16 protein-coding genes and 1 riboswitch are annotated in these 17,811 nt (G+C 70.1%); of the genes, 11 read left to right on the forward strand and 5 right to left on the reverse strand.

Features of this window, described 5'->3' with window-relative positions; genetic code table 11:
• The first annotated feature begins 67 nt into the window (after positions 1–67).
• The 4 genes from T336_RS0117345 (at position 68) to T336_RS0117360 (ending at position 4,908) form a co-directional block, all read left to right on the forward strand.
• Positions 68–1,654 carry an ABC transporter substrate-binding protein gene (locus T336_RS0117345; protein WP_026433510.1) on the forward strand — a complete coding sequence of 529 codons (1,587 nt, stop codon included), beginning with the start codon at positions 68–70 and terminating at the stop codon, positions 1,652–1,654.
• 133 nt (positions 1,655–1,787) lie between these two features.
• Complete coding sequence (mnmE, locus tag T336_RS0117350) at positions 1,788–3,236, forward strand: tRNA uridine-5-carboxymethylaminomethyl(34) synthesis GTPase MnmE (protein ID WP_026433511.1); 1,449 nt, start codon at positions 1,788–1,790, stop codon at positions 3,234–3,236.
• Between the two features lie 99 nt (positions 3,237–3,335).
• Positions 3,336–3,848: a Crp/Fnr family transcriptional regulator gene (locus T336_RS0117355; protein WP_019703971.1), complete on the forward strand. Its 513-nt coding sequence runs from the start codon at positions 3,336–3,338 to the stop codon at positions 3,846–3,848.
• A 118-nt stretch (positions 3,849–3,966) separates the two neighbouring features.
• Complete coding sequence (locus T336_RS0117360) at positions 3,967–4,908, forward strand: hypothetical protein (protein ID WP_026433512.1); 942 nt, start codon at positions 3,967–3,969, stop codon at positions 4,906–4,908.
• A gap of 36 nt (positions 4,909–4,944) precedes the next feature.
• Here the strand turns inward: T336_RS0117360 and T336_RS0117365 are convergent, their stop codons facing one another.
• From T336_RS0117365 to T336_RS0117375, 3 genes are all read right to left on the reverse strand, one after another.
• The gene (locus tag T336_RS0117365) at positions 4,945–7,665 is read right to left on the reverse strand and encodes a PepSY domain-containing protein (RefSeq protein ID WP_244883978.1); all 2,721 of its coding nucleotides are present in this window, start codon (positions 7,663–7,665) and stop codon (positions 4,945–4,947) included.
• A gap of 126 nt (positions 7,666–7,791) precedes the next feature.
• Positions 7,792–8,346 (reverse strand): adenine phosphoribosyltransferase, encoded by a 555-nt coding sequence (locus T336_RS0117370; protein WP_013597117.1) that lies wholly within the window; start codon positions 8,344–8,346, stop codon positions 7,792–7,794.
• A 79-nt stretch (positions 8,347–8,425) separates the two neighbouring features.
• Positions 8,426–10,411: a monovalent cation:proton antiporter family protein gene (locus T336_RS0117375; protein ID WP_026433514.1), complete on the reverse strand. Its 1,986-nt coding sequence runs from the start codon at positions 10,409–10,411 to the stop codon at positions 8,426–8,428.
• Positions 10,412–10,548: 137 nt separating this feature from the next.
• Here T336_RS0117375 and T336_RS0117380 point away from each other — a divergent pair, with 137 nt between their 5' ends.
• Genes T336_RS0117380 through T336_RS0117395 form a run of 4 tightly spaced genes read left to right on the forward strand, consistent with a single transcriptional unit; the run spans position 10,549 to position 13,626 of the window.
• Positions 10,549–11,568, forward strand: a complete 1,020-nt coding sequence (locus tag T336_RS0117380; protein ID WP_035226411.1) for a KpsF/GutQ family sugar-phosphate isomerase — start codon at positions 10,549–10,551, stop codon at positions 11,566–11,568.
• Positions 11,568–12,182 carry a KdsC family phosphatase gene (locus T336_RS0117385; protein WP_019703966.1) on the forward strand — a complete coding sequence of 205 codons (615 nt, stop codon included), beginning with the start codon at positions 11,568–11,570 and terminating at the stop codon, positions 12,180–12,182. The genes T336_RS0117380 and T336_RS0117385 overlap by 1 nt, the downstream gene beginning before the upstream one ends.
• The gene (gene lptC, locus T336_RS0117390; RefSeq protein WP_026433517.1) at positions 12,179–12,796 is read left to right on the forward strand and encodes an LPS export ABC transporter periplasmic protein LptC; all 618 of its coding nucleotides are present in this window, start codon (positions 12,179–12,181) and stop codon (positions 12,794–12,796) included. The genes T336_RS0117385 and lptC overlap by 4 nt, the downstream gene beginning before the upstream one ends.
• Before the next feature lie 35 nt (positions 12,797–12,831).
• A complete protein-coding gene (locus T336_RS0117395; protein ID WP_019703964.1) occupies positions 12,832–13,626 on the forward strand; it encodes an SDR family oxidoreductase in 795 nt (264 codons plus the stop codon).
• 103 nt (positions 13,627–13,729) lie between these two features.
• Here T336_RS0117395 and rbp (T336_RS0117400) read toward each other — a convergent pair whose 3' ends face one another.
• Both rbp (T336_RS0117400) and rbp (T336_RS0117405) read right to left on the reverse strand, forming a co-directional pair.
• Positions 13,730–14,251 carry an RNA-binding regulator gene (gene rbp, locus T336_RS0117400; protein WP_019703963.1) on the reverse strand — a complete coding sequence of 174 codons (522 nt, stop codon included), beginning with the start codon at positions 14,249–14,251 and terminating at the stop codon, positions 13,730–13,732.
• Positions 14,252–14,513: 262 nt separating this feature from the next.
• Entirely contained in the window at positions 14,514–14,888 is a 375-nt protein-coding gene (gene rbp, locus T336_RS0117405; RefSeq protein WP_013597110.1) for an RNA-binding regulator, read from the reverse strand.
• A gap of 257 nt (positions 14,889–15,145) precedes the next feature.
• Positions 15,146–15,344: riboswitch (yybP-ykoY riboswitch) on the forward strand.
• A 6-nt stretch (positions 15,345–15,350) separates the two neighbouring features.
• On the opposite strand from rbp (T336_RS0117405), the gene T336_RS0117410 reads away from it, so the two are divergent.
• The 3 genes from T336_RS0117410 to metW all read left to right on the forward strand — a co-directional run bounded on the left by T336_RS0117410 (position 15,351) and on the right by metW (position 17,763).
• Positions 15,351–15,929, forward strand: a complete 579-nt coding sequence (locus T336_RS0117410; protein WP_019703962.1) for a TMEM165/GDT1 family protein — start codon at positions 15,351–15,353, stop codon at positions 15,927–15,929.
• Positions 15,930–16,051: 122 nt separating this feature from the next.
• The gene (metX, locus tag T336_RS0117415; RefSeq protein WP_019703961.1) at positions 16,052–17,182 is read left to right on the forward strand and encodes a homoserine O-succinyltransferase MetX; all 1,131 of its coding nucleotides are present in this window, start codon (positions 16,052–16,054) and stop codon (positions 17,180–17,182) included.
• Positions 17,179–17,763 carry a methionine biosynthesis protein MetW gene (gene metW / locus T336_RS0117420; RefSeq protein WP_019703960.1) on the forward strand — a complete coding sequence of 195 codons (585 nt, stop codon included), beginning with the start codon at positions 17,179–17,181 and terminating at the stop codon, positions 17,761–17,763. Before metX ends, metW begins: the two co-directional genes overlap by 4 nt.
• Positions 17,764–17,811: the final 48 nt, after the last annotated feature.

Consider the following 17,811-nt stretch of genomic DNA (forward strand, 5'->3'; position numbering starts at 1 on the left):
TTTTGGGTACGAGGATTGCTAGGCTAGTGGTCTTTCCATCGACCCCCCTTTTCCCGGAGGCTTGCAGATGAAGCAGCGTTTGAATTTATCCCTCGGAACGATCGCCCTCGCCGTGCTCCTCGGCGCCGGGGCCGCGCATGCGGCCACCCTGCGCTGGGCCGGCGCGAACGACATCCTGACCGTGGACCCGCACGCGCAGAACCACCAGACCACGCATGCCTTCCTGCAGCAGGTGTACGAGAGCCTCGTGCGCTATGACAAGACCTACCAGGTCGAGCCCGCGCTGGCCACGAAATGGACCCAGGTCTCGCCCACGCAGGTGCGCTTCGAACTGCGCAAGGGGGTCAAGTTCCACGACGGCGCCCCGTTCACGGCGGACGATGTGGTGTTCTCGCTCACGCGGGCGATGACGCCGCCGTCCAACATGCAGTCGTCGGTGCAGAGCGTGAAGGAAGTGAAGAAGGTGGACGACTTCACCGTGGACCTGATCCTCAAGGGGCCCAGCCCGGTGCTGCTGCGCGAGCTGACCGAGGCGCGCATCATGAACAAGGCCTGGGCCGAGAAGAACAACTCGGTGAAGGCACAGGACTACGCCGGCAAGGAAGAGAACTACGCCTCGCGCAACGCCAACGGAACCGGGCCCTTCATCATGGTGGGCTGGCAGCCCGACGTGAAGGTCACGCTCAAGAAGAACCCGAACTGGTGGGACAAGCCGACGGGCAACATCGACGAGGTGGTGTTCACACCCATCAAGTCGGCCGCCACGCGCTCGGCCGCGCTCATCTCGGGCCAGGTGGACTTCGTGCCCGATCCGCCGCCGCAGGATCTGGCGCGCATGAAGGCCAGCCCCGACATCAAGCTGATCGAGGGGGCCGAGAACCGCACCATCTACCTGGGCCTGGACCAGTTCCGCGATGAGCTGCCCGGCGCAGGCACCCCGGGCAAGAACCCGCTCAAGGACAAGCGCGTGCGCCAGGCGCTCTACCAGGCCATCGATTCCGCGACCATCCACAGCCGCACCATGCGCAACCTCTCGGTGCCCACCGGCACCATGGTGGCACCGATGGTGCACGGCTGGAGCAAGAGCCTGGAGGAGCGCGCCTCCAAGTACGACGTCGAGGCCGCGAAGAAGCTGCTGGCCGATGCCGGCTACCCCAACGGCTTCGCGATCAAGCTCGACTGCCCGAACGACCGCTACGTGAACGACGAGGCGATCTGCCAGGCCGTGACGGCCATGTGGACGCGCATCGGCGTGAAGACCACGCTGCAGACGGCCCCGATGTCGCAGTTCGTCACGCGCGTGATGAACAACGACGTGAATGCCTACCTGTTCGGCTGGGGCGTGGCCACGTTCGATGCGCTCTATTCGCTGGATTCGCTGATGTCCACGAAGGACGGCAAGACCTCTGCGGGCGTGTACAACGGCGGCCGGTTCAGCGATGCCAAGCTCGACGGCATGATCGGCCAGATCAAGGTGGAGATGGAACCGGCCAAGCGCGATGCGCTGATCGCCGATGCGCTGAAGCTGGTCAAGGACGAGTACTACTACCTGCCGCTGCACCACCAGATCCGGCCCTGGGCGATGCGCAAGGGCATGGACACGCCGCACCGCGCGGACGACCGTCCGATGCCGGCCTGGACCACCATCAAGTAAACCGGGCTGGCGGATCCGGGGCCGGTACCCCGGGCCTGGCCCGGGGCGGCGATAGGCAACCGGGGCAGGGGGGCGGGCTTATCATGCGCGCCTCCCCCTCATCGCCTGCCGCTGCCCCGCGGCCGTTCCGCCCATGCTGCCCCGCCACACCGATCCCATCGCCGCCATCGCCACCGCACCGGGGCGGGGCGCCGTGGGCATCGTGCGCGTGTCGGGCCGCGGGGTCGGCCCGCTGGTGGAAGCGCTCTGCGGGCGTGTGCTGCGCCCTCGCGAGGCGACCTACCTGCCGTTCCGCGATGCCGCGGGGCAGTCCATCGACCAGGGGCTGGCGCTGTACTTTCCTGCGCCCCACAGCTACACCGGCGAGGATGTGCTGGAGCTGCAGGCGCACGGCGGCCCCGTGGTGCTGCAACTGCTGCTGGCCCGTTGCCTGCAGGCCGCAGGCGAACTCGACCGAGCCACGGGCCGGCCGTGCCTGCCGGGCCTGCGGCTGGCGCGGCCCGGCGAGTTCACCGAGCGTGCCTTCCTGAACGACAAGATCGACCTCGCGCAGGCCGAGGCGATCGCCGACCTGATTGACGCCAGTACCGAGGCCGCCGCGCGCAGCGCCAGCCGCTCGCTGGCGGGCGCGTTCTCCGACGAGATCCACCGGCTGCGCGACGCGCTGGTGCACCTGCGCATGCTCGTGGAGGCCACGCTCGACTTCCCCGAGGAGGAGATCGACTTCCTGCGCAAGGCGGATGCCCATGGCCAGCTGGCGGCGCTGCAGCGCACGCTGGCGGAGGTGATGGGCCGCACGCGACAGGGCGCGCTGCTGCGCGAGGGCATCAAGGTGGTGATCGCGGGCCAGCCCAACGCGGGCAAGAGTTCGCTGCTGAACGCGCTCGCGGGCGCCGAACTGGCCATCGTGACGCCGATCGCCGGCACCACGCGCGACAAGGTGCAGCAGACCATCCAGATCGAGGGCGTGCCGCTGCACGTGATCGACACGGCGGGCCTGCGCGAGAGCGACGACGAGGTGGAGCGGATCGGCATCGAGCGGGCCTGGCAGGAGATCGCGGCGGCCGACGCGGTGCTGTTCCTGCACGACCTCGCGCGCGCGGGCCAGCCGGATTACGAAGCCGCGGATGCGGAGATCGCGGCCCGCCTCGCCGGCATGGCGCCGGCCCAGGTACCCGTGGTCGATGTGTGGAACAAGAGCGACCGCGCAGAAGGCTCCTCAGGGGCCGGGCAGGGCGGAGTCGCCTCGGCGTCCGCTCCCGGCCGTGCCGCCGCCGTGCGCCTGTCCGCGCGCACGGGCGAGGGCCTGGACGGGCTGCGGCGCGTGCTGCTGGACATCGCCGGCTGGCAGTCCGCCCCTGAGGGGATCTATACCGCCCGTGCCCGCCACCTGGAAGCGCTGCAGGCAGTGGATGCGCACCTGATGGAAGCGGCGGCTCAGCTGGAGTCCGACGGCCCCGCGCTCGATCTGCTGGCCGAGGAACTGCGGCTGGCCCAGCAGGCGCTCAACGCGATCACCGGGGAGTTCACGTCCGACGATCTGCTGGGGGTCATCTTCTCGAGCTTCTGCATCGGGAAATAGCGTCCGGGGCGGCTGGTTTCCACGGCGTGGATCAGCGTGTGTAAAAAGACGTAATCCTGCCTTGTGTGCCGGCGCGCGGGGGGATACCGTCCCGCCACCATGAATGCTGTGCTGTCCTCCACCCCTCCCGCTTCCTCGACCGTGCTGCAGGCCGACCTCGGCGGCCTCGTGCAGGCCGTGTCCCAGTCCACGGCGGAGGATGGTCTGCACAACCCGTTCACGCCGGAGCAGTGGGACATGCTGGCCGGCTACCTGCTGCCCATGCAGGTGGAGGCGGGCCACACGCTCTTCACCCAGGGGGTGCAGGACCGGACGCTGTATTTCATCGAAAGCGGCAACTGCAGCGTGCACTACGAGGACGAGAAGGGCCGCCTGCGGCTGGCCATCGTGGGCGCAGGGTCCGTGGTGGGCGAGGGGGCTTTTTTCTCGCACCGGCCGCGCAGCGCGACGGTGCAGGCGGGTTCGCCCAGCAAGCTGTGGACGCTCACCGCGCTGCGGTTTTCCGAGCTGTCGAACCGGCAGCCGGCCGTGGCCCTGGCGCTGGCGATGGCGACGGGCTCGGTGCTGGCCCGGCGCCTGGGCAACCGGCGCCGCCGTGTTGCGGCAACCTGACACCCGGGCGCCGTGGCGATGACCGCGCTGCCAGGTTCCTGCATGGGGGCCTGGCCGGAGGGAGAGCCGCAGCTACACTCGCGCCATTCGCCCGCATCCTGACAAGAAGGCCCTCCGCATGTCGCTGTTCAGCTGGTTTTCCCGCAAAAAGCCCTCGTCCCGGCCACGCCCTGCGGTGGAGCCGGCCGGGCTGCTGAACGCGGATGCCACGGTGCCGCTCATGCCCGGGCGCAGCGGCCGGCCGGCCGTGCCGCCAGCGCCGGCCGACCATGCCGCCAACCGCAAGAACGAGCGCATGGAGCGGCGCGAGCTGCTCTACACGGTGGTGCGCGACGCCATGGTGCGCGCGAGCGTGCTGTCGGCGGGCTACAAGTTCAAGGTGCTGTCGCTCGACCAGCGCGGCCGGCAGTTCCTGGTGATGATCGACCTGGGACGCGAATACGGCGGAGAGACCGCGCGCTTGAGCGAGATCGAGGCCCTGATCGCGCAGACCGCGAAGTCGCGCTTCGACATCCTCGTCACGGCCGTCTATTGGCGCATCAATGACCACGTGGCGGTAGGGGTGCCGGGGCACGGCGCGCCGCATCCCTCGCTCGCGCCGGCGCACGCCGGCGCCGGCCCTGGACACACGCATCCGAAGCAGGGCGCGGCCTCGGCGCCGGCGCCCTTGCTGCCGCCCCGCACCGCGCCTGTTCCCGCCCATGCTCCCGTGCCTGCACCTGCGGCCGCCGAACCGGTGTCGCTTCTGGCTCCGCGCGAGATTCCCCCTTCCCTGGCGCCGTCCGTGCCGGCGGAGGGCGCCCGGCCGGGTGCAGTACCCGGCAAGGGCTACGAACCGATCGATGCGGACGAAGTCGCGGCCTTCCGGCGTGCGCTGGGCAGCGCCGCTGCCACGGGCCGCACCCAGCCTGCGGCGGCCAGCGTGCCGGGTACCACGGTACGGTCCGGGCCGCTGCTGCCGCCCGCACCTTCGGCGCCTGGTTTCGAGGACACCGAGATGCCTGGCCATGACCGGGCTGCCTCGGACCTGAGCAACACCCAGTACGGCGAGCTGCGCTGAAGGGGCGGCTGCGGGGAGGAACCGCGCCACCGCCCGTCAATAGACGTCGCGCCGGTAGCGGCCGGCGTCGATGAGCGCGTCCATGCCTTCGGCGCCCAGCGCGTCGGAGAGCACGTGGTCCACGCCGGCGCCCATGCCTTCGGCACTGCCGCACACGAACACCACGGCCCCATCGTCCAGCCACCGGCGCAGCTCCGGCATGGCCGCCCGCAGGGCTTCCTGCACATAGCGGTGCGGGGCATCGGCATCGCGGGAAAACACCCGGTCCAGGCGCGGCAGGCAGCCCCGGTCCTGCCAGTGCGCGATTTCCTCGGCGCACAGGGTATCGGCCGCGCGCTGCCGCTCGCCGAAGAGCAGCCAGTTGCGCTGCTGCCCGGTGCGCACGCGGGCGCGCAGCAGCGATCGCAGGCCCGCCAGCCCGGAGCCGTTGCCGATGAAGAGGCAGGGGCGCCCTGCGGTGCCCTCGAGGCCGAAGCACGGGTTGTCGACGAAGCGCAGCGTCTGGATGCTGCCCAGGGGGGCATGCGCGGTCAGCCAGCCGGACGCGATGCCCAGGCCCTGCGCATGCCGCTGCTGGCGCACCAGCAGCTGAAGCGCCCCGTCTTCGGGCAGGGACGCGATGGAATAGGTGCGTGGTGCGAGGGGAACGAGTGCATCCGCGCAGGCCTGTGGATGAAGGCGCTCCGGTAGCGGCAGGGCGGGCAGCACGCTGCGCGCCAGCACGTCGGCCAGCGGCTCGGGCGCTCCGCCGGCCTGCACGGGAGCCTGGCCGTCGAGGCCTGCCTCGTGCAGCCAGCGCTCGAGCGCATCCGCGGGCTGGCGGGGCAGCAGGTCCACGAGGGCACCGGCCGGCCAGCGGAGCGGGGTGCCGGCCACCGCGGGCTTCAGCGTGATCTCCACCAGGGGGTTGCCCGGGCTGCCAGGATTGAGCGTTTCACGGCTTTCGAGCCGCCAGGGCTCCAGGTCTGCTGAAGGGGGCAGGGCCTGCAGGGCGGGGGCGTCGGCGGACCAGGCCCTCGCGCCGTCCAGTGCCGTGAGTGCTTCGCGCCAGCGGGCCAGGGCGCCGGCATCGCCGCCGTCCACCTCGATCAGCGGGAACAGGGGCTGCGCTCCCCAGCGGCGCAGCTCCCCATCCAGGGCATGGCCGAAGCCGCAGAAGTGCGCGTAGTGCCGGTCGCCGAGCGCCAGCATTGCGTAGCGCACGGATGTGAGCGGCTGGGCGCCCTGCGCCGGTCCGCGCTGCAGGAGGCGCATGAAGCGCCGTGCCGTGTCCGGCGGCTCACCTTCGCCGAAGCTGCTGGCCACGACCAGGATGCGTGCATGGCCCGCGAGGTCTTCCGGCGCGAGATGTTGCAGCGCGCTGACTTGCGAAGGCAGGCCGGACCGGTGCAGGGCCGCTGCCGTCTGCTGGGCGATGCGCTCGGCCGTTCCCGATTGGCTGGCGTAGACCACCAGGACGGTGTTCGCTGCGTTCGCGGAGTTGCTGGTGGTGAGTGGGCCGGCCGGCACCACCACGGCCTGCCGGGCGGCTTCGGCCTCCCTGCGCTGGCGGCGCCGGCCGAGGTAGAGCATCCAGCCCGTCACGGCGAAAAGCGGCAGGGCCAGGGCGGCGATGGTGACTGCGATGCGGCCGGGCAGGCCGAAGTACGTACCCATGTGCAGCGGGTAGAAGGTGGAGAGCGCACGTACCGCGGCGCTGCGCTGGCCGTAGCGGTCGTCCGTGGCGACCACGCCGGTCGCCGTGTCGATCACCATGCGGTGGCGGGCCCGGTCGTGCGGCGCGTTGCGGTCCAGCCAGAGGATCTGCAGGGGCTGGTCCGCGCGCTGGGGCATCCGCAGCACGGCCGTCTGCCAGTCCGGGGCCCGCTGCGAGAACGCTCGCCAGGCAGCGGTGAGGTCCATGGTGTGGGCCGGAGCGGATTGGGCTGGAGCCTTGTCGGTGCGCGGTGGAGCGGCCAAGGCCTGGCGGGGTGGGCGCGGCTGTCCGGCCCAGGCGTCCACGGTGTCGCGGACGGTGTCGAAGGCCCAGTACAACCCGGTGGCGGTGAGCCCCACATAGACGGCCAGGACCCAGGTGCCGGCGACCGCGTGCAGGCTCCAGAGGAAGGGGCGGCCATTGCGGTGCGTGTCGAGCGCGAACCAGGTGCGCCAGCGCAGCGGGTGGCGGGGCCAGCGCAAATACAGCCCGGACAGCGACAGTCCCAGCAGGCACAGGGCCAGCACGCCGGAGGCCACGCGGCCCGGCTCGCGCGGCAGCAGCAGCCAGCGGTGCAGTGCCTCGACCCATTCGAAGAAGTCATTCCCGCGCAGTGCGGGCTGCGCGGCGCCGGTGTAGGGATGCAGGTATTCCGTGTCGCCGCGGCGCTCGCCGGGCAGGGCGGCGAAACCCACCCGTGCAGCCACGCCCGGCGTGGATTGCACGATGAGCACGTTCACGCGGCGCCCGGCAGCGCCGTCGCGGGCCAGGGCTTCCAGCAGCTGGGACGGCGTCAGTGCCGGGCCGGCCTGGGGCGCGACATGCCGCACGCCCGGATTGAACAGGTCGAGGATTTCCTCGCGGAAGGCCAGCAGCGCGCCCGACAGGCCGATGACCACGAGCAGGGTGCCGGCCGTGATGCCGACGAACCAGTGCAGCTGGACGATGGCGGCCCGCAGCCCGGGCCATGCGAAAGCCCTGCGTCGATGGCCCGGCGCGGCCTGGGCAGGTGAGGGCATGCGAATGGGCGCTGCCTGTGGATGCGCGGGATCGAGGGCCATGGGTGGAGGGCGGAAAGCACGGCCGGCCCGGCGGAGGACACCGCCAGGCCGTTGCCATGAGAATGATTGTCATTCTATCGCCGGGCGTGCAGGGGCCCTCCTGGCCTGCACCGGCGCAAGCCGCCTTCAGTGCCCCGCGAAGTCCACCAGGGTATAGAGCGACAGCCCGGATTCACGCAGCCGCGAGGAGCCGCCCAGCTCGGGCAGATCGACGATGGCAGCGCCTTCGGTCACCGTGGCGCCCAGCCGTTCCAGGAGCCTGCGCCCGGCCATCATGGTGCCGCCGGTGGCGATGAGGTCGTCGATCAGCAGTACCCGGTCCCCGGGCTTCACCGCATCGGCATGCAGCTCGACCGTGGCGCTGCCGTATTCCAGTTCGTAGGTTTCCTCGACCGTGGTGAAGGGCAGCTTGCCCTTCTTGCGAATGGGCACGAAGCCCACGTTGAGCTCGTAGGCCACGACGGCGCCGAGGATGAAGCCGCGCGCATCCAGGCCCGCGACCACGTCGGGGCGCAGGGCCCGGTCCATGTAGCGGTGCACGAAGGCATCGATGAGCACGCGGAACACCTTCGGGTCCTGCAGCAGCGGGGTGATGTCGCGGAACTGCACGCCCGCCGCGGGCCAGTCGGGCACGGTGCGGATGTACTGGCGGAGGTATTCGTTGACGCTGAGGTCTTGCATGGCGGGGGCGGGAAAAAGGGCGGCAGTTTAGAGCCTGCCGCTGCGCCGGGCGTTCCCGGGCGCGCCGGCGCAGGTGGTTTCAGCCGCGCAGCAGCGCGTCTTCCGCCAGCGCCAGCGCCGTGGGGTGACCGGAGATCACCAGCGTATCGCCTTCGGAGAGCACGCTGTCGTCGGTGGGGGTGGAACTGCGCCCGTCCTTGTGGCGCAGGTTGACCGCCCGCACGCCCATGGCGTGCAGCGGCAGCTCCGACAGCGGCCGTCCCACGGTGCCGGCGCCGGGCGGCAGGGTGACGGTGGCGAGGCGCTCCTGGTCGCGCTCCGTGGTCGTGTCGTCGTCGGCGCCGTGGAAGTAGCCGCGCAGCAGGTTGTAGCGGGCTTCGCGCTGGTCCTGCACCAGGCGCAGCACCCGCCGCATGGGCACGCCCACTAGGGCCAGCGCGTGGCTGGCGAGCATGAGCGAGCCTTCGATGGCTTCGGGCACGACTTCGGTGGCCCCGGCCGCCTGCAGCTTGTCGAGGTGCAGGTCGTCCTGCGTGCGGACCACGACGGGCACCTGGGGCGCGTGCGAGCGGGTATTGGCCAGCACCTTGAGGGTCGCGGGAATGTCGAGGTAGGTCACCGCCACGGCGCTGGCCCGCACCAGGCCGGCGGCCATCAGCGCCTGCAGCCGCGTGGCGTCGCCATAGACCACGGAGTCGCCCGCGGCGGCGGCCTGCCGGACACGGTCGGGGTCGAGGTCCAGCGCCATGTAGGGGATGTGCTCGCGCTCCAGCATGCGGGCCAGGTTCTGGCCGCAGCGGCCGTAGCCGCAGATGAGCACATGGCCGCTGGTGTTGATCGCCTTGCGCGCGATGGAGGTCATCTGCAGCGACTGCTGCAGCCAGTCGCTGGCCACGAGCTTCATGACGATCGGGTTGCTGTACTGGATCAGGAAAGGCGTGGCCAGCATGGACAGCACCATTGCGGCCAGCACCGGGTTCATGAGCGCCGGCTCGACCAGGCCGTGCTCCTGCGTGAGCGACAGCAGCACGAAACCGAACTCGCCGGCCTGCGCGAGGTAGAGCCCGGTGCGCAGCGACACACCCGTCGTCGCCCCCATGCCGCGCGCCAGCAGCAGGATGACGCCGGCCTTGAGCAGCAGCGGCACGGCCAGCAGCAGCAGCACCAGGGCCCAGCGCTCCAGCAGGATGTGCCAGTCGAGCATCATGCCCACGGTGATGAAGAAGAGCCCGAGGAGCACATCGTGGAAGGGGCGGATGTCCGTGCCCACCTGGTGCCGGTATTCCGTCTCGGACACCAGCACGCCCGCGATGAAGGCGCCCAGCGCCAGGGACAGCCCGGCCGCCTCGGTCAGCCAGGCGAGGCCCAGCGTGATGAGCAGCAGGTTCAGCATGAACAGCTCGTCGCTCTTGCGCCGCGCCACCAGGGTGAGCCACCAGCGCATCACGCGCTGGCCGCCCACCAGCAGGACGCCCACGAGCACGGTGGCCTTCAGCAGGGCGAGCCCGAGCGCCACCAGCAGCCGCTCGGGGGACGAGCCCAGGGCGGGGATGAGCACCAGCAGGGGCACCACCGCCAGATCCTGGAACAGCAGCACGCCCAGCACGCGGCGGCCGTGCTCGCTCTCCAGTTCGGCGCGCTCGCTCATCAGCTTGACCACGATGGCCGTGCTGCTCATGACCAGGGTGCCGCCCAGCGCCAGCGCGGTCTGCCAGCCCATGCGCCACAGCCCGCCCACGAAGTGCGACAGCAGCAGCATGCCCACCATGCCGGCGGTGAGGGTGAGCGTGACCTGCAGCAGCCCCAGCCCGAACACGAACTGCCGCATGGCGCGCAGCTTCGACAGGCTGAACTCCAGGCCGATGGAGAACATCAGGAACACCACCCCGAATTCCCCCAGGTGGCGCACCCCCTCGGAATTCTGGGTGAGCGCGAGCGCATGGGGGCCGATCAGGATGCCGGCGGCCAGGTAGCCGAGCATCGGCGGCAGCTTGAGGCTGCGGCAGGCGACCACGCCCAGCACGGCGGCCAGCAGGTACAGCAGCGTCAGGGCGAGGGAAGACATGCCCGATGCTAGCCGAGCCCGTAGGGGTTTTCGCGTGTTTTCCTGCATCGCGCCCCGCCGGCACCGCGATGCGGGCCACGTGGGGCTTTCGGCCCGGCGGGCTCACGGGCGGCGGGGGCGCCGCATAGAATCCGCGGATGCTTTCCGCCCCCCCCGCGCAGGGGCCGGCCCTGCCGCCCGCGCCTTTCTCCGCCGAACGGGCCGTGCGCCTGGCCCGCGAAACCTTCGATACCGAAGCTGCCGCCCTCTCGGCGCTCGCCGCCCGCGTGGGCGGTGCCTTTGCGGACGTGGTGCACCGCGTGCTGGCCACCTCCGGCCGCGTGGTGGTCATGGGCATGGGCAAGAGCGGCCACGTGGGCCGCAAGATCGCGGCAACGCTGGCTTCCACCGGCACGCCGGCCTTCTTCGTGCATCCGGCCGAGGCCAGCCACGGCGACCTCGGCATGGTGACGCCCGGCGACCTGGTGCTGGCCATCTCCAACAGCGGCGAGAGCGGCGAGCTGACCGTGCTGCTGCCGGTGCTCCGGCGCCTGGGCGTGCCGCTGGTGGCGATGACGGGCGGACTGGAGTCCACCCTGGCCCGCCATGCCGACCTGGTGCTCGATTGCGGCGTGGAGCGCGAAGCCTGCCCGCTCAACCTGGCGCCCACGACCAGCACCACGGCCCAGCTGGCCATGGGCGACGCCCTGGCGGTGGCGCTGCTGGACGCCCGGGGCTTCCGCTCCGAGGATTTCGCGCGCTCCCATCCTGGCGGCGCCCTGGGCCGCAAGCTGCTCACGCACGTGAGCGACGTGATGCGCTCGGGTGCCGACGTGCCGCGCGTGCTGCCGGAGGCCTCGTTCAGCGAGCTGATGCGCGAGATGAGCGCCAAGCGCCTCGGCGCGTCGGCCATCACGGACGCGCAGGGCCGCATCCTGGGCATCTTCACCGATGGCGACCTGCGCCGCCGCATCGAGGCCGGCGCGGACCTGCGCAGCGTCACGGCCGGCGAGGTGATGCATGCCGGGCCGCGCACCATCGCCCCCGACGCGCTCGCGGCGGATGCGGCCGAGATGATGGAGCGCCATGCCATCACCAGCGTGCTCGTCGCCTCGGAAGGCGGAGTGCTGGCGGGCGTGGTCCATATCGGCGACCTCATGCGGGCGAAGGTCATCTGATGGACGGCCGGATCGCTTCCACGCCCCCCGTGGGCAGTCCCGTGCCGGACACGGCCGCGCTGCCGGCCCTGCGGCCCGTGCTGCAGTTCGACCCCGCACTGCTGCTGCGCGCGCAGGATGTGCGCGTCGCGTTTTTCGACGTCGATGGCGTGCTCACCGACGGCGGGCTCTACATCTCCGAAGCGGGCGAGACTCTCAAGCGCTTCCATACCCTGGACGGGCACGGCCTCAAGCTGCTGCAGAAGGCCGGCATCGTGCCGGCCGTGGTGACCGGGCGGGACTCGCCCGCGCTGCGCCTGCGGCTGCAGGCGCTGGGCGTGGTGCATGCCCGCTTCGGCACCGAGGACAAGCGCCCCGCCGCCGAAGCCATCCTGGCGGAGCTGGGGCTGGGCTGGCACCAGGCCGCGGCGATCGGCGACGACTGGCCCGACCTGCCCGTGATGCGGCGCTGCGCGCTGGCCTGCGCGCCGTTCCACGCCCATGCCGAAGCGCGTGCCGTGGCCCACCATGTCACCGCAGCCCCCGGCGGTGGCGGCGCTGCGCGCGAGTTCTGCGACCTGCTGCTGGTGGCCGCCGGCCGCTATGCGGCCCTGCTGGAGGCACACGCCGCATGATGGGCCGCCTGCGCCAGGCATGGGAGCGCCTGTCCCTCTACCTGCCCGTGGTGCTCATGGGCGTGATGGCCCTGGGCACCTGGTGGCTGGTGCGCAATGCCCCCAAGCCGGTGCGCCCCGCGCAGGCGGTGGCGCCCACGCACGAGCCCGACTATTTCATGCGCGGCTTCTCGGTCAAGAACTTCGACGCGAACGGCCGGCTGCAGAGCGAGATCCGCGGCGACGTCGCGCGGCACTATCCGGACACCGACACGCTGGAAATCGACAACGCCCACATGCGCTCCGTGGCCCTGGACGGGCGCGTGACGGTGGCCACTGCGAAGCGGGCGCTCACCAATGCCGATGCCTCCGAAGTGCAGCTCTTCGGCAATGCGGTCGTCACGCGCGAGCCGCTCAACCGGCCTGGCCGCGAACCCCTGCCGCGGCTGCAGTTCCGCGGGGAGTTCCTGCACGCCTGGCTCAACAGCGAGCGCGTCCGCTCGAACCAGCCGGTCACGCTGGTCCGCGGTTCCGACCAGTTCACCGCGGACAACATGGATTACGACAACCTGGACCAGATCATGCAGCTGCGCGGCCGCGTGCGCGGGATGCTCATTCCCCCGCCGGCACGCTGAGATCCGGGCACGCCATCGACCCCCAAGAGGCCTCCATGCACCCTCGTCCCCTGGCCTTCATCACCGGCGCTTCCAGCGGCATCGGGCAAGCCCTGGCCCTGCGCTACCGGCAGGCCGGGTTCCGCCTGGCGCTGGTCGCGCGGCGCACCGCGGACATCCAGGCCTGGGCGGCCGCCAGCGGGCTCGGGCCGGACGACTTCCGCGTGTATGGCGCCGATGTGGCGCAGGCCGACAGCATCATCGCGGCCGGCAAGGCCTGCATCGCGGAATTGGGGCTGCCCGACGTGGTGATCGCGAATGCCGGCATCAGCGTGGGCATGGACACCGCGGAGCGCGAGGATCTCGATGTCATGGCGCAGACCTTCGCGACCAACAACCTCGGCATGGCGGCCACCTTCCATCCGTTCGTGACCGGCATGGTCGAGCGCGGCAGCGGCGCGCTGGTGGGCATCGGCAGCGTGGCGGGCATCCGCGGGCTGCCCGGGCATGGCGCCTACTGCTCCAGCAAGGCTGCCGTGATCAGCTATTGCGAGAGCCTGCGGGGCGAGTTGCGGGCCAGCGGCGTGCGGGTGGTCACTTTGTGCCCTGGGTACATCGATACGCCGCTCACCCGCCAGAACCGCTACGCCATGCCGTTCCTCATGCAGCCCGGGGACTTCGCGGACAAGGCGTATGCGGCCATCGCGGCGGGCGCGCGCTACCGCGTGATTCCCTGGCAGATGGGCGTGGTGGCCAAGCTGCTGCGCATGCTGCCGAACGGCCTGTTCGACCGGCTGCTGGCCGGGCGGCCGCGCAAGCACCGGCGCGGCGGGGCCGGTCCCGCCTCCTGATCGCCTGCCGCCGGAAAAGAAAAAGGCCCCTGCGAGAGGGGCCTGGGAAACCTTGGAGTGGCTGGCCGGCAAGGACCCCGTGGGGTGCCCGCCGGCAAGGGGCTCAATAGCCGCCGTTGTTGCCGCCGCCGTAGCCGCCGCGGCCACCACCGCCGCCGCCGCCATTGCGGGCACCCGAGCCGTACGGGCTGCGGAAGCCACCGTCGCCGCGGCCACCGTAGCCGCCGCCGCTGTCGCCGCCACGGCCACCGCCGTAACCGCCGCCGCCGTCACCACGGCCACCGCCATAGCCGCCACCACCACCGCCGCTGCGGCCACCGCCGTAGCCGCCGCCACCACCGCCGCCGAAGCCGCCACCGCTACGGGGCGGGCGCGGCTCCATGGGGCGCGCTTCGTTCACCACGATGCTGCGGCCGCCCAGGGCCTGGCCGTTCATGCCATTGATGGCGGCCTGCGCTTCGGCGTCGCTGCCCATCTCCACGAAGCCGAAGCCCTTGGAGCGGCCGGTGTCGCGTTCCATCATGACCTTGGCGCTGGTCACGGCGCCGAACTGGCCGAACGCCTGCTCGAGATCGTTGTCGCGAACGGAGTACGGCAGGTTGCCGACGTACAGTTTGTTGCCCATCACGGGACTCCTCAAAAACACATGGAAAAAGCGATGGAGTCCCGAAAACGCAGCCGGTCGGTCACAAAGAGTCCCTACGCGCGAAACTGACGGATCCCCGCAATGCAACGCGAAAAAACATTTTTCGCCGAAGCATTATGGGCCATAAAGCCCCGAAAAGATCAAGCCTTACCACACTCTTCCCACACCTGCGCATCAATAAAAAAAGGGCCCCGAGAGGCCCTTTTTTGTATCCGTTTGCAACCCGGAGGTTGCTGGTGGATCAGTAGCCGCGGCCGCCGCCGTAGCCACCGCCATTGCCGCCACCGTAGCCACCGCCGCCGCTGCGGCCACCGCCGAAGCCGCCGCCATTGCCGCCACCGAAGCCACCGCTGCGGGGGGGACGGGGTTCCATCGGACGGGCTTCGTTGACCACGAGGTCGCGGCCGCCGAAGTTCTGGCCGTGTGCGCCCTGGATGGCGGCTTGCGCCTCGGCATCGCTGCCCATTTCGACGAAGCCGAAGCCCTTGGAGCGGCCGGTGTCGCGTTCCATCATGACCTTGGCGCTGTTGACATTGCCGTACTGGCTGAACGTCTGTTGCAGGTCTTCATCGCGGAAGGAATAGGGCAGGTTGCCCACGTAGAGTTTGTTGCCCATGAAGGACTCCTTAAAGAAACATGAAAACGCGATGGAGCCCGACGCAACCAGCAAACCTGTGACGAATTTCAGAGACGCGAAACCGACCAATCACCGCAATTTGCTTCCTGCAAGCAGAAAGACCGGGCCATTATCAACCAATTGTTCTGATCCGGCCCGTGGAAATTGGCGCGCTTGCAACGTTCATGATGGGTATTTACCCGAACTTTGCGCCAGCTGCCGGGCTGGACGCGCTGCGGAGCGGCTGCCCTGGTTGCACTACAATCGCGGAAGTCTCTGGGGAGTAGCCCGCCCGGCGCCATGCGCGCACGGGGGCATGCGTCAACAAACTTGGGCCCTCGCGGCCCATGGCGCACGCGGTTCAGCCGGACTGGGCGAGACCATTGACTGTGCACCGATCCCAAGGCCGGAGTCGGGGCGCAGTCAATGCTGTCCACCTATCCGGCCGGATAACCCCACCCCATGGAAGCCTTCCTCGTATCCACGTCCATCGTCGCGCTCGCGGAGATGGGCGACAAGACCCAACTCCTCTCCCTCGTCCTGGCGGCCAGGTTCCGCAAGCCCTGGCCCATCGTGCTCGGCATCCTGGTGGCCACCACTGCCAACCATGCGCTCGCCGGCGCCGTGGGCGCCTGGGTGACCACCGTCATCGGGCCGCAGGTGCTGCGCTGGATCCTCGGCCTGTCCTTCATCGCCATGGCGGTGTGGATGCTCATTCCCGACAAGCTGGACGACGACGAGACGGGGGGGACCCCGCGCTTCGGCGTGTTCGGCACCACGGTGGTGGCGTTCTTCCTCGCCGAGATGGGCGACAAGACGCAGGTCGCCACCGTCATGCTGGCTGCCCAGTACAGCGCCTATTTCTGGGTGGTTGCGGGCACGACGCTGGGCATGATGCTCGCCAACGCGCCGGTGGTGTGGCTGGGCGAGCGCATCACCCGGCGCGTGCCGATCCGTGCGGTGCACGTGGTGTCGGCCGTCATCTTCCTGGTGCTGGGACTCATCGCGCTGTTCGCACCGGCGCCCGGTCCTTTGGCATAATTGCCGGACACGCGCCGATTTGCCACCGCTTGCGGGCGCTTTATAAATCCAGCTAAAGACCCGACCGTTGGTGCAGTGCGACGACCCGGCCTCGTTTTTAGCGATGCCGGGTTTTTTCATCCATGTCGTTCATCGCCACACCGCAATCCATGCACTTCGCGGAGCCGCTGCCCCTGCAGGGGGGCGCATCGATCCGCGACTACACGCTGGCCTACGAAACCTACGGCACCCTGAACGCCGACCGCTCCAACGCGGTGCTGGTGTGCCATGCCCTCAATGCATCGCACCACGTGGCTGGCGTGTACGAAGGGCAGCCCCGCAGCGAGGGCTGGTGGGACAACATGATCGGCCCGGGCAAGCCGGTGGACACCGACCGCTTCTTCGTGATCGGCATCAACAACCTGGGCTCGTGCTTCGGCTCCACCGGGCCGATGCACACGCACCCGGATACCGGCGAGGTGTATGGCGCCGACTTTCCCGTGGTGACGGTGGAGGACTGGGTGAATGCCCAGGCGCGGCTGCTGGACCGCCTGGGCGTGCAGCAGCTCGCCGCCGTGCTGGGCGGCAGCCTGGGCGGCATGCAGGCGCTGTCGTGGGCGCTGCAGTACCCCGAGCGCATGCGCCATGCGGTGGTGGTGGCGAGCGCGCCCAACCTCACCGCGGAGAACATCGCATTCAACGAGGTGGCCCGCCGCGCGATCGTCACCGACCCGGACTTCCACGGCGGGCACTTCTACCGCCACGGCACCATCCCGAAGCGGGGGCTGCGCATCGCGCGCATGATCGGCCACATCACGTACCTGTCGGACGACGTCATGAACGAGAAGTTCGGGCGGCAACTGCGCGAAGGCCTGGCACCCCGCTACAGCACGCAGGACATCGAGTTCCAGATCGAGAGCTACCTGCGCTACCAGGGCGACAAGTTCAGCGATTACTTCGACGCCAACACCTACCTGCTCATCACGCGGGCGCTGGACTACTTCGATCCGGCACTCGCCTTCGGCGGCAACCTCACGCTGGCGCTCGCCCGCGCCCAGGCGAGGTTCCTGCTGGTGAGCTTCACCACCGACTGGCGCTTCTCGCCCGCGCGCAGCCGGGAGATCGTCAAGGCCCTGCTGGAGAACCGGCGCGACGTGAGCTATGCCGAGATCGACGCGCCCCACGGCCACGATGCTTTCCTGCTAGACGATGCGCGCTACATGGGCGTGATGCGTTCCTACTTCGACGGCATTGCCAGGGAGACCGCCGCATGAGCGATCCATCCACCATGCATGCGATTGCGCGCCTCGTGCCCCATGGCGCGCGCGTGCTCGACCTGGGCTGCGGCGACGGCGCGCTGCTCGACATGCTGCGGCGCGAGCGCGGCTGCACGGGCTACGGCGTCGAGATCGACGACGCGAACGTGCTGGCCTGCGTGCGCCGCGGGGTGAACGTGGTGCAACTCAACCTGGACGAGGGCCTGGCGATGTTCGGCGACAACTCGTTCGACATGGTCCTGCAGATCGACACGCTGCAGCACCTGCGCAACGCCGAGGTGATGCTGCGCGAGACGGCGCGGGTGGGGCGGGCCGGCATCGTCGCGTTCCCCAATTTCGCGCACTGGCCCAACCGGCTGTCGGTGCTGCGCGGGCGCATGCCCGTGACGCGGCGCCTGCCCTACCAGTGGTACGACACGCCCAACATCCGTGTCGGCACCTTCAAGGATTTCGAGGTGCTCGCGCACAAGAACCGCCTGCGCGTTCTCGATGCGTTCGGCCTGCAGAACGGGCGGGAGGTGCGCTGGCTGCCCAACGCCATGGCCGGCACGGCCGTGTTCCATTTCGAACACGACTGACGCGTCCCGGCGCGCTGCACGCCGGAATTCCCCGTGGCCGGTAACCCT

The organism is Paracidovorax oryzae ATCC 19882 (genome assembly GCF_000687165.1).
Classification (GTDB): domain Bacteria; phylum Pseudomonadota; class Gammaproteobacteria; order Burkholderiales; family Burkholderiaceae_C; genus Paracidovorax; species Paracidovorax oryzae.

Coding starts and splice junctions, on each gene's coding strand:
- T336_RS0117385 (WP_019703966.1), top strand. CDS start 11,568: ATGGACGGCCGGATCGCTTCCACGCCCCCCGTGGGCAGTCCCGTGCCG.
- T336_RS0117395 (WP_019703964.1), top strand. CDS start 12,832: ATGCACCCTCGTCCCCTGGCCTTCATCACCGGCGCTTCCAGCGGCATC.
- T336_RS0117355 (WP_019703971.1), top strand. CDS start 3,336: ATGAATGCTGTGCTGTCCTCCACCCCTCCCGCTTCCTCGACCGTGCTG.
- T336_RS0117380 (WP_035226411.1), top strand. CDS start 10,549: ATGCTTTCCGCCCCCCCCGCGCAGGGGCCGGCCCTGCCGCCCGCGCCT.
- rbp (WP_013597110.1), bottom strand. CDS start 14,888: ATGGGCAACAAACTCTACGTGGGCAACCTGCCCTATTCCTTCCGCGAT.
- T336_RS0117360 (WP_026433512.1), top strand. CDS start 3,967: ATGTCGCTGTTCAGCTGGTTTTCCCGCAAAAAGCCCTCGTCCCGGCCA.
- T336_RS0117365 (WP_244883978.1), bottom strand. CDS start 7,665: ATGGCCCTCGATCCCGCGCATCCACAGGCAGCGCCCATTCGCATGCCC.
- metW (WP_019703960.1), top strand. CDS start 17,179: ATGAGCGATCCATCCACCATGCATGCGATTGCGCGCCTCGTGCCCCAT.
- mnmE (WP_026433511.1), top strand. CDS start 1,788: ATGCTGCCCCGCCACACCGATCCCATCGCCGCCATCGCCACCGCACCG.
- rbp (WP_019703963.1), bottom strand. CDS start 14,251: ATGGGCAACAAACTGTACGTCGGCAACCTGCCGTACTCCGTTCGCGAC.
- metX (WP_019703961.1), top strand. CDS start 16,052: ATGTCGTTCATCGCCACACCGCAATCCATGCACTTCGCGGAGCCGCTG.
- T336_RS0117410 (WP_019703962.1), top strand. CDS start 15,351: ATGGAAGCCTTCCTCGTATCCACGTCCATCGTCGCGCTCGCGGAGATG.
- lptC (WP_026433517.1), top strand. CDS start 12,179: ATGATGGGCCGCCTGCGCCAGGCATGGGAGCGCCTGTCCCTCTACCTG.
- T336_RS0117375 (WP_026433514.1), bottom strand. CDS start 10,411: ATGTCTTCCCTCGCCCTGACGCTGCTGTACCTGCTGGCCGCCGTGCTG.
- T336_RS0117370 (WP_013597117.1), bottom strand. CDS start 8,346: ATGCAAGACCTCAGCGTCAACGAATACCTCCGCCAGTACATCCGCACC.
- T336_RS0117345 (WP_026433510.1), top strand. CDS start 68: ATGAAGCAGCGTTTGAATTTATCCCTCGGAACGATCGCCCTCGCCGTG.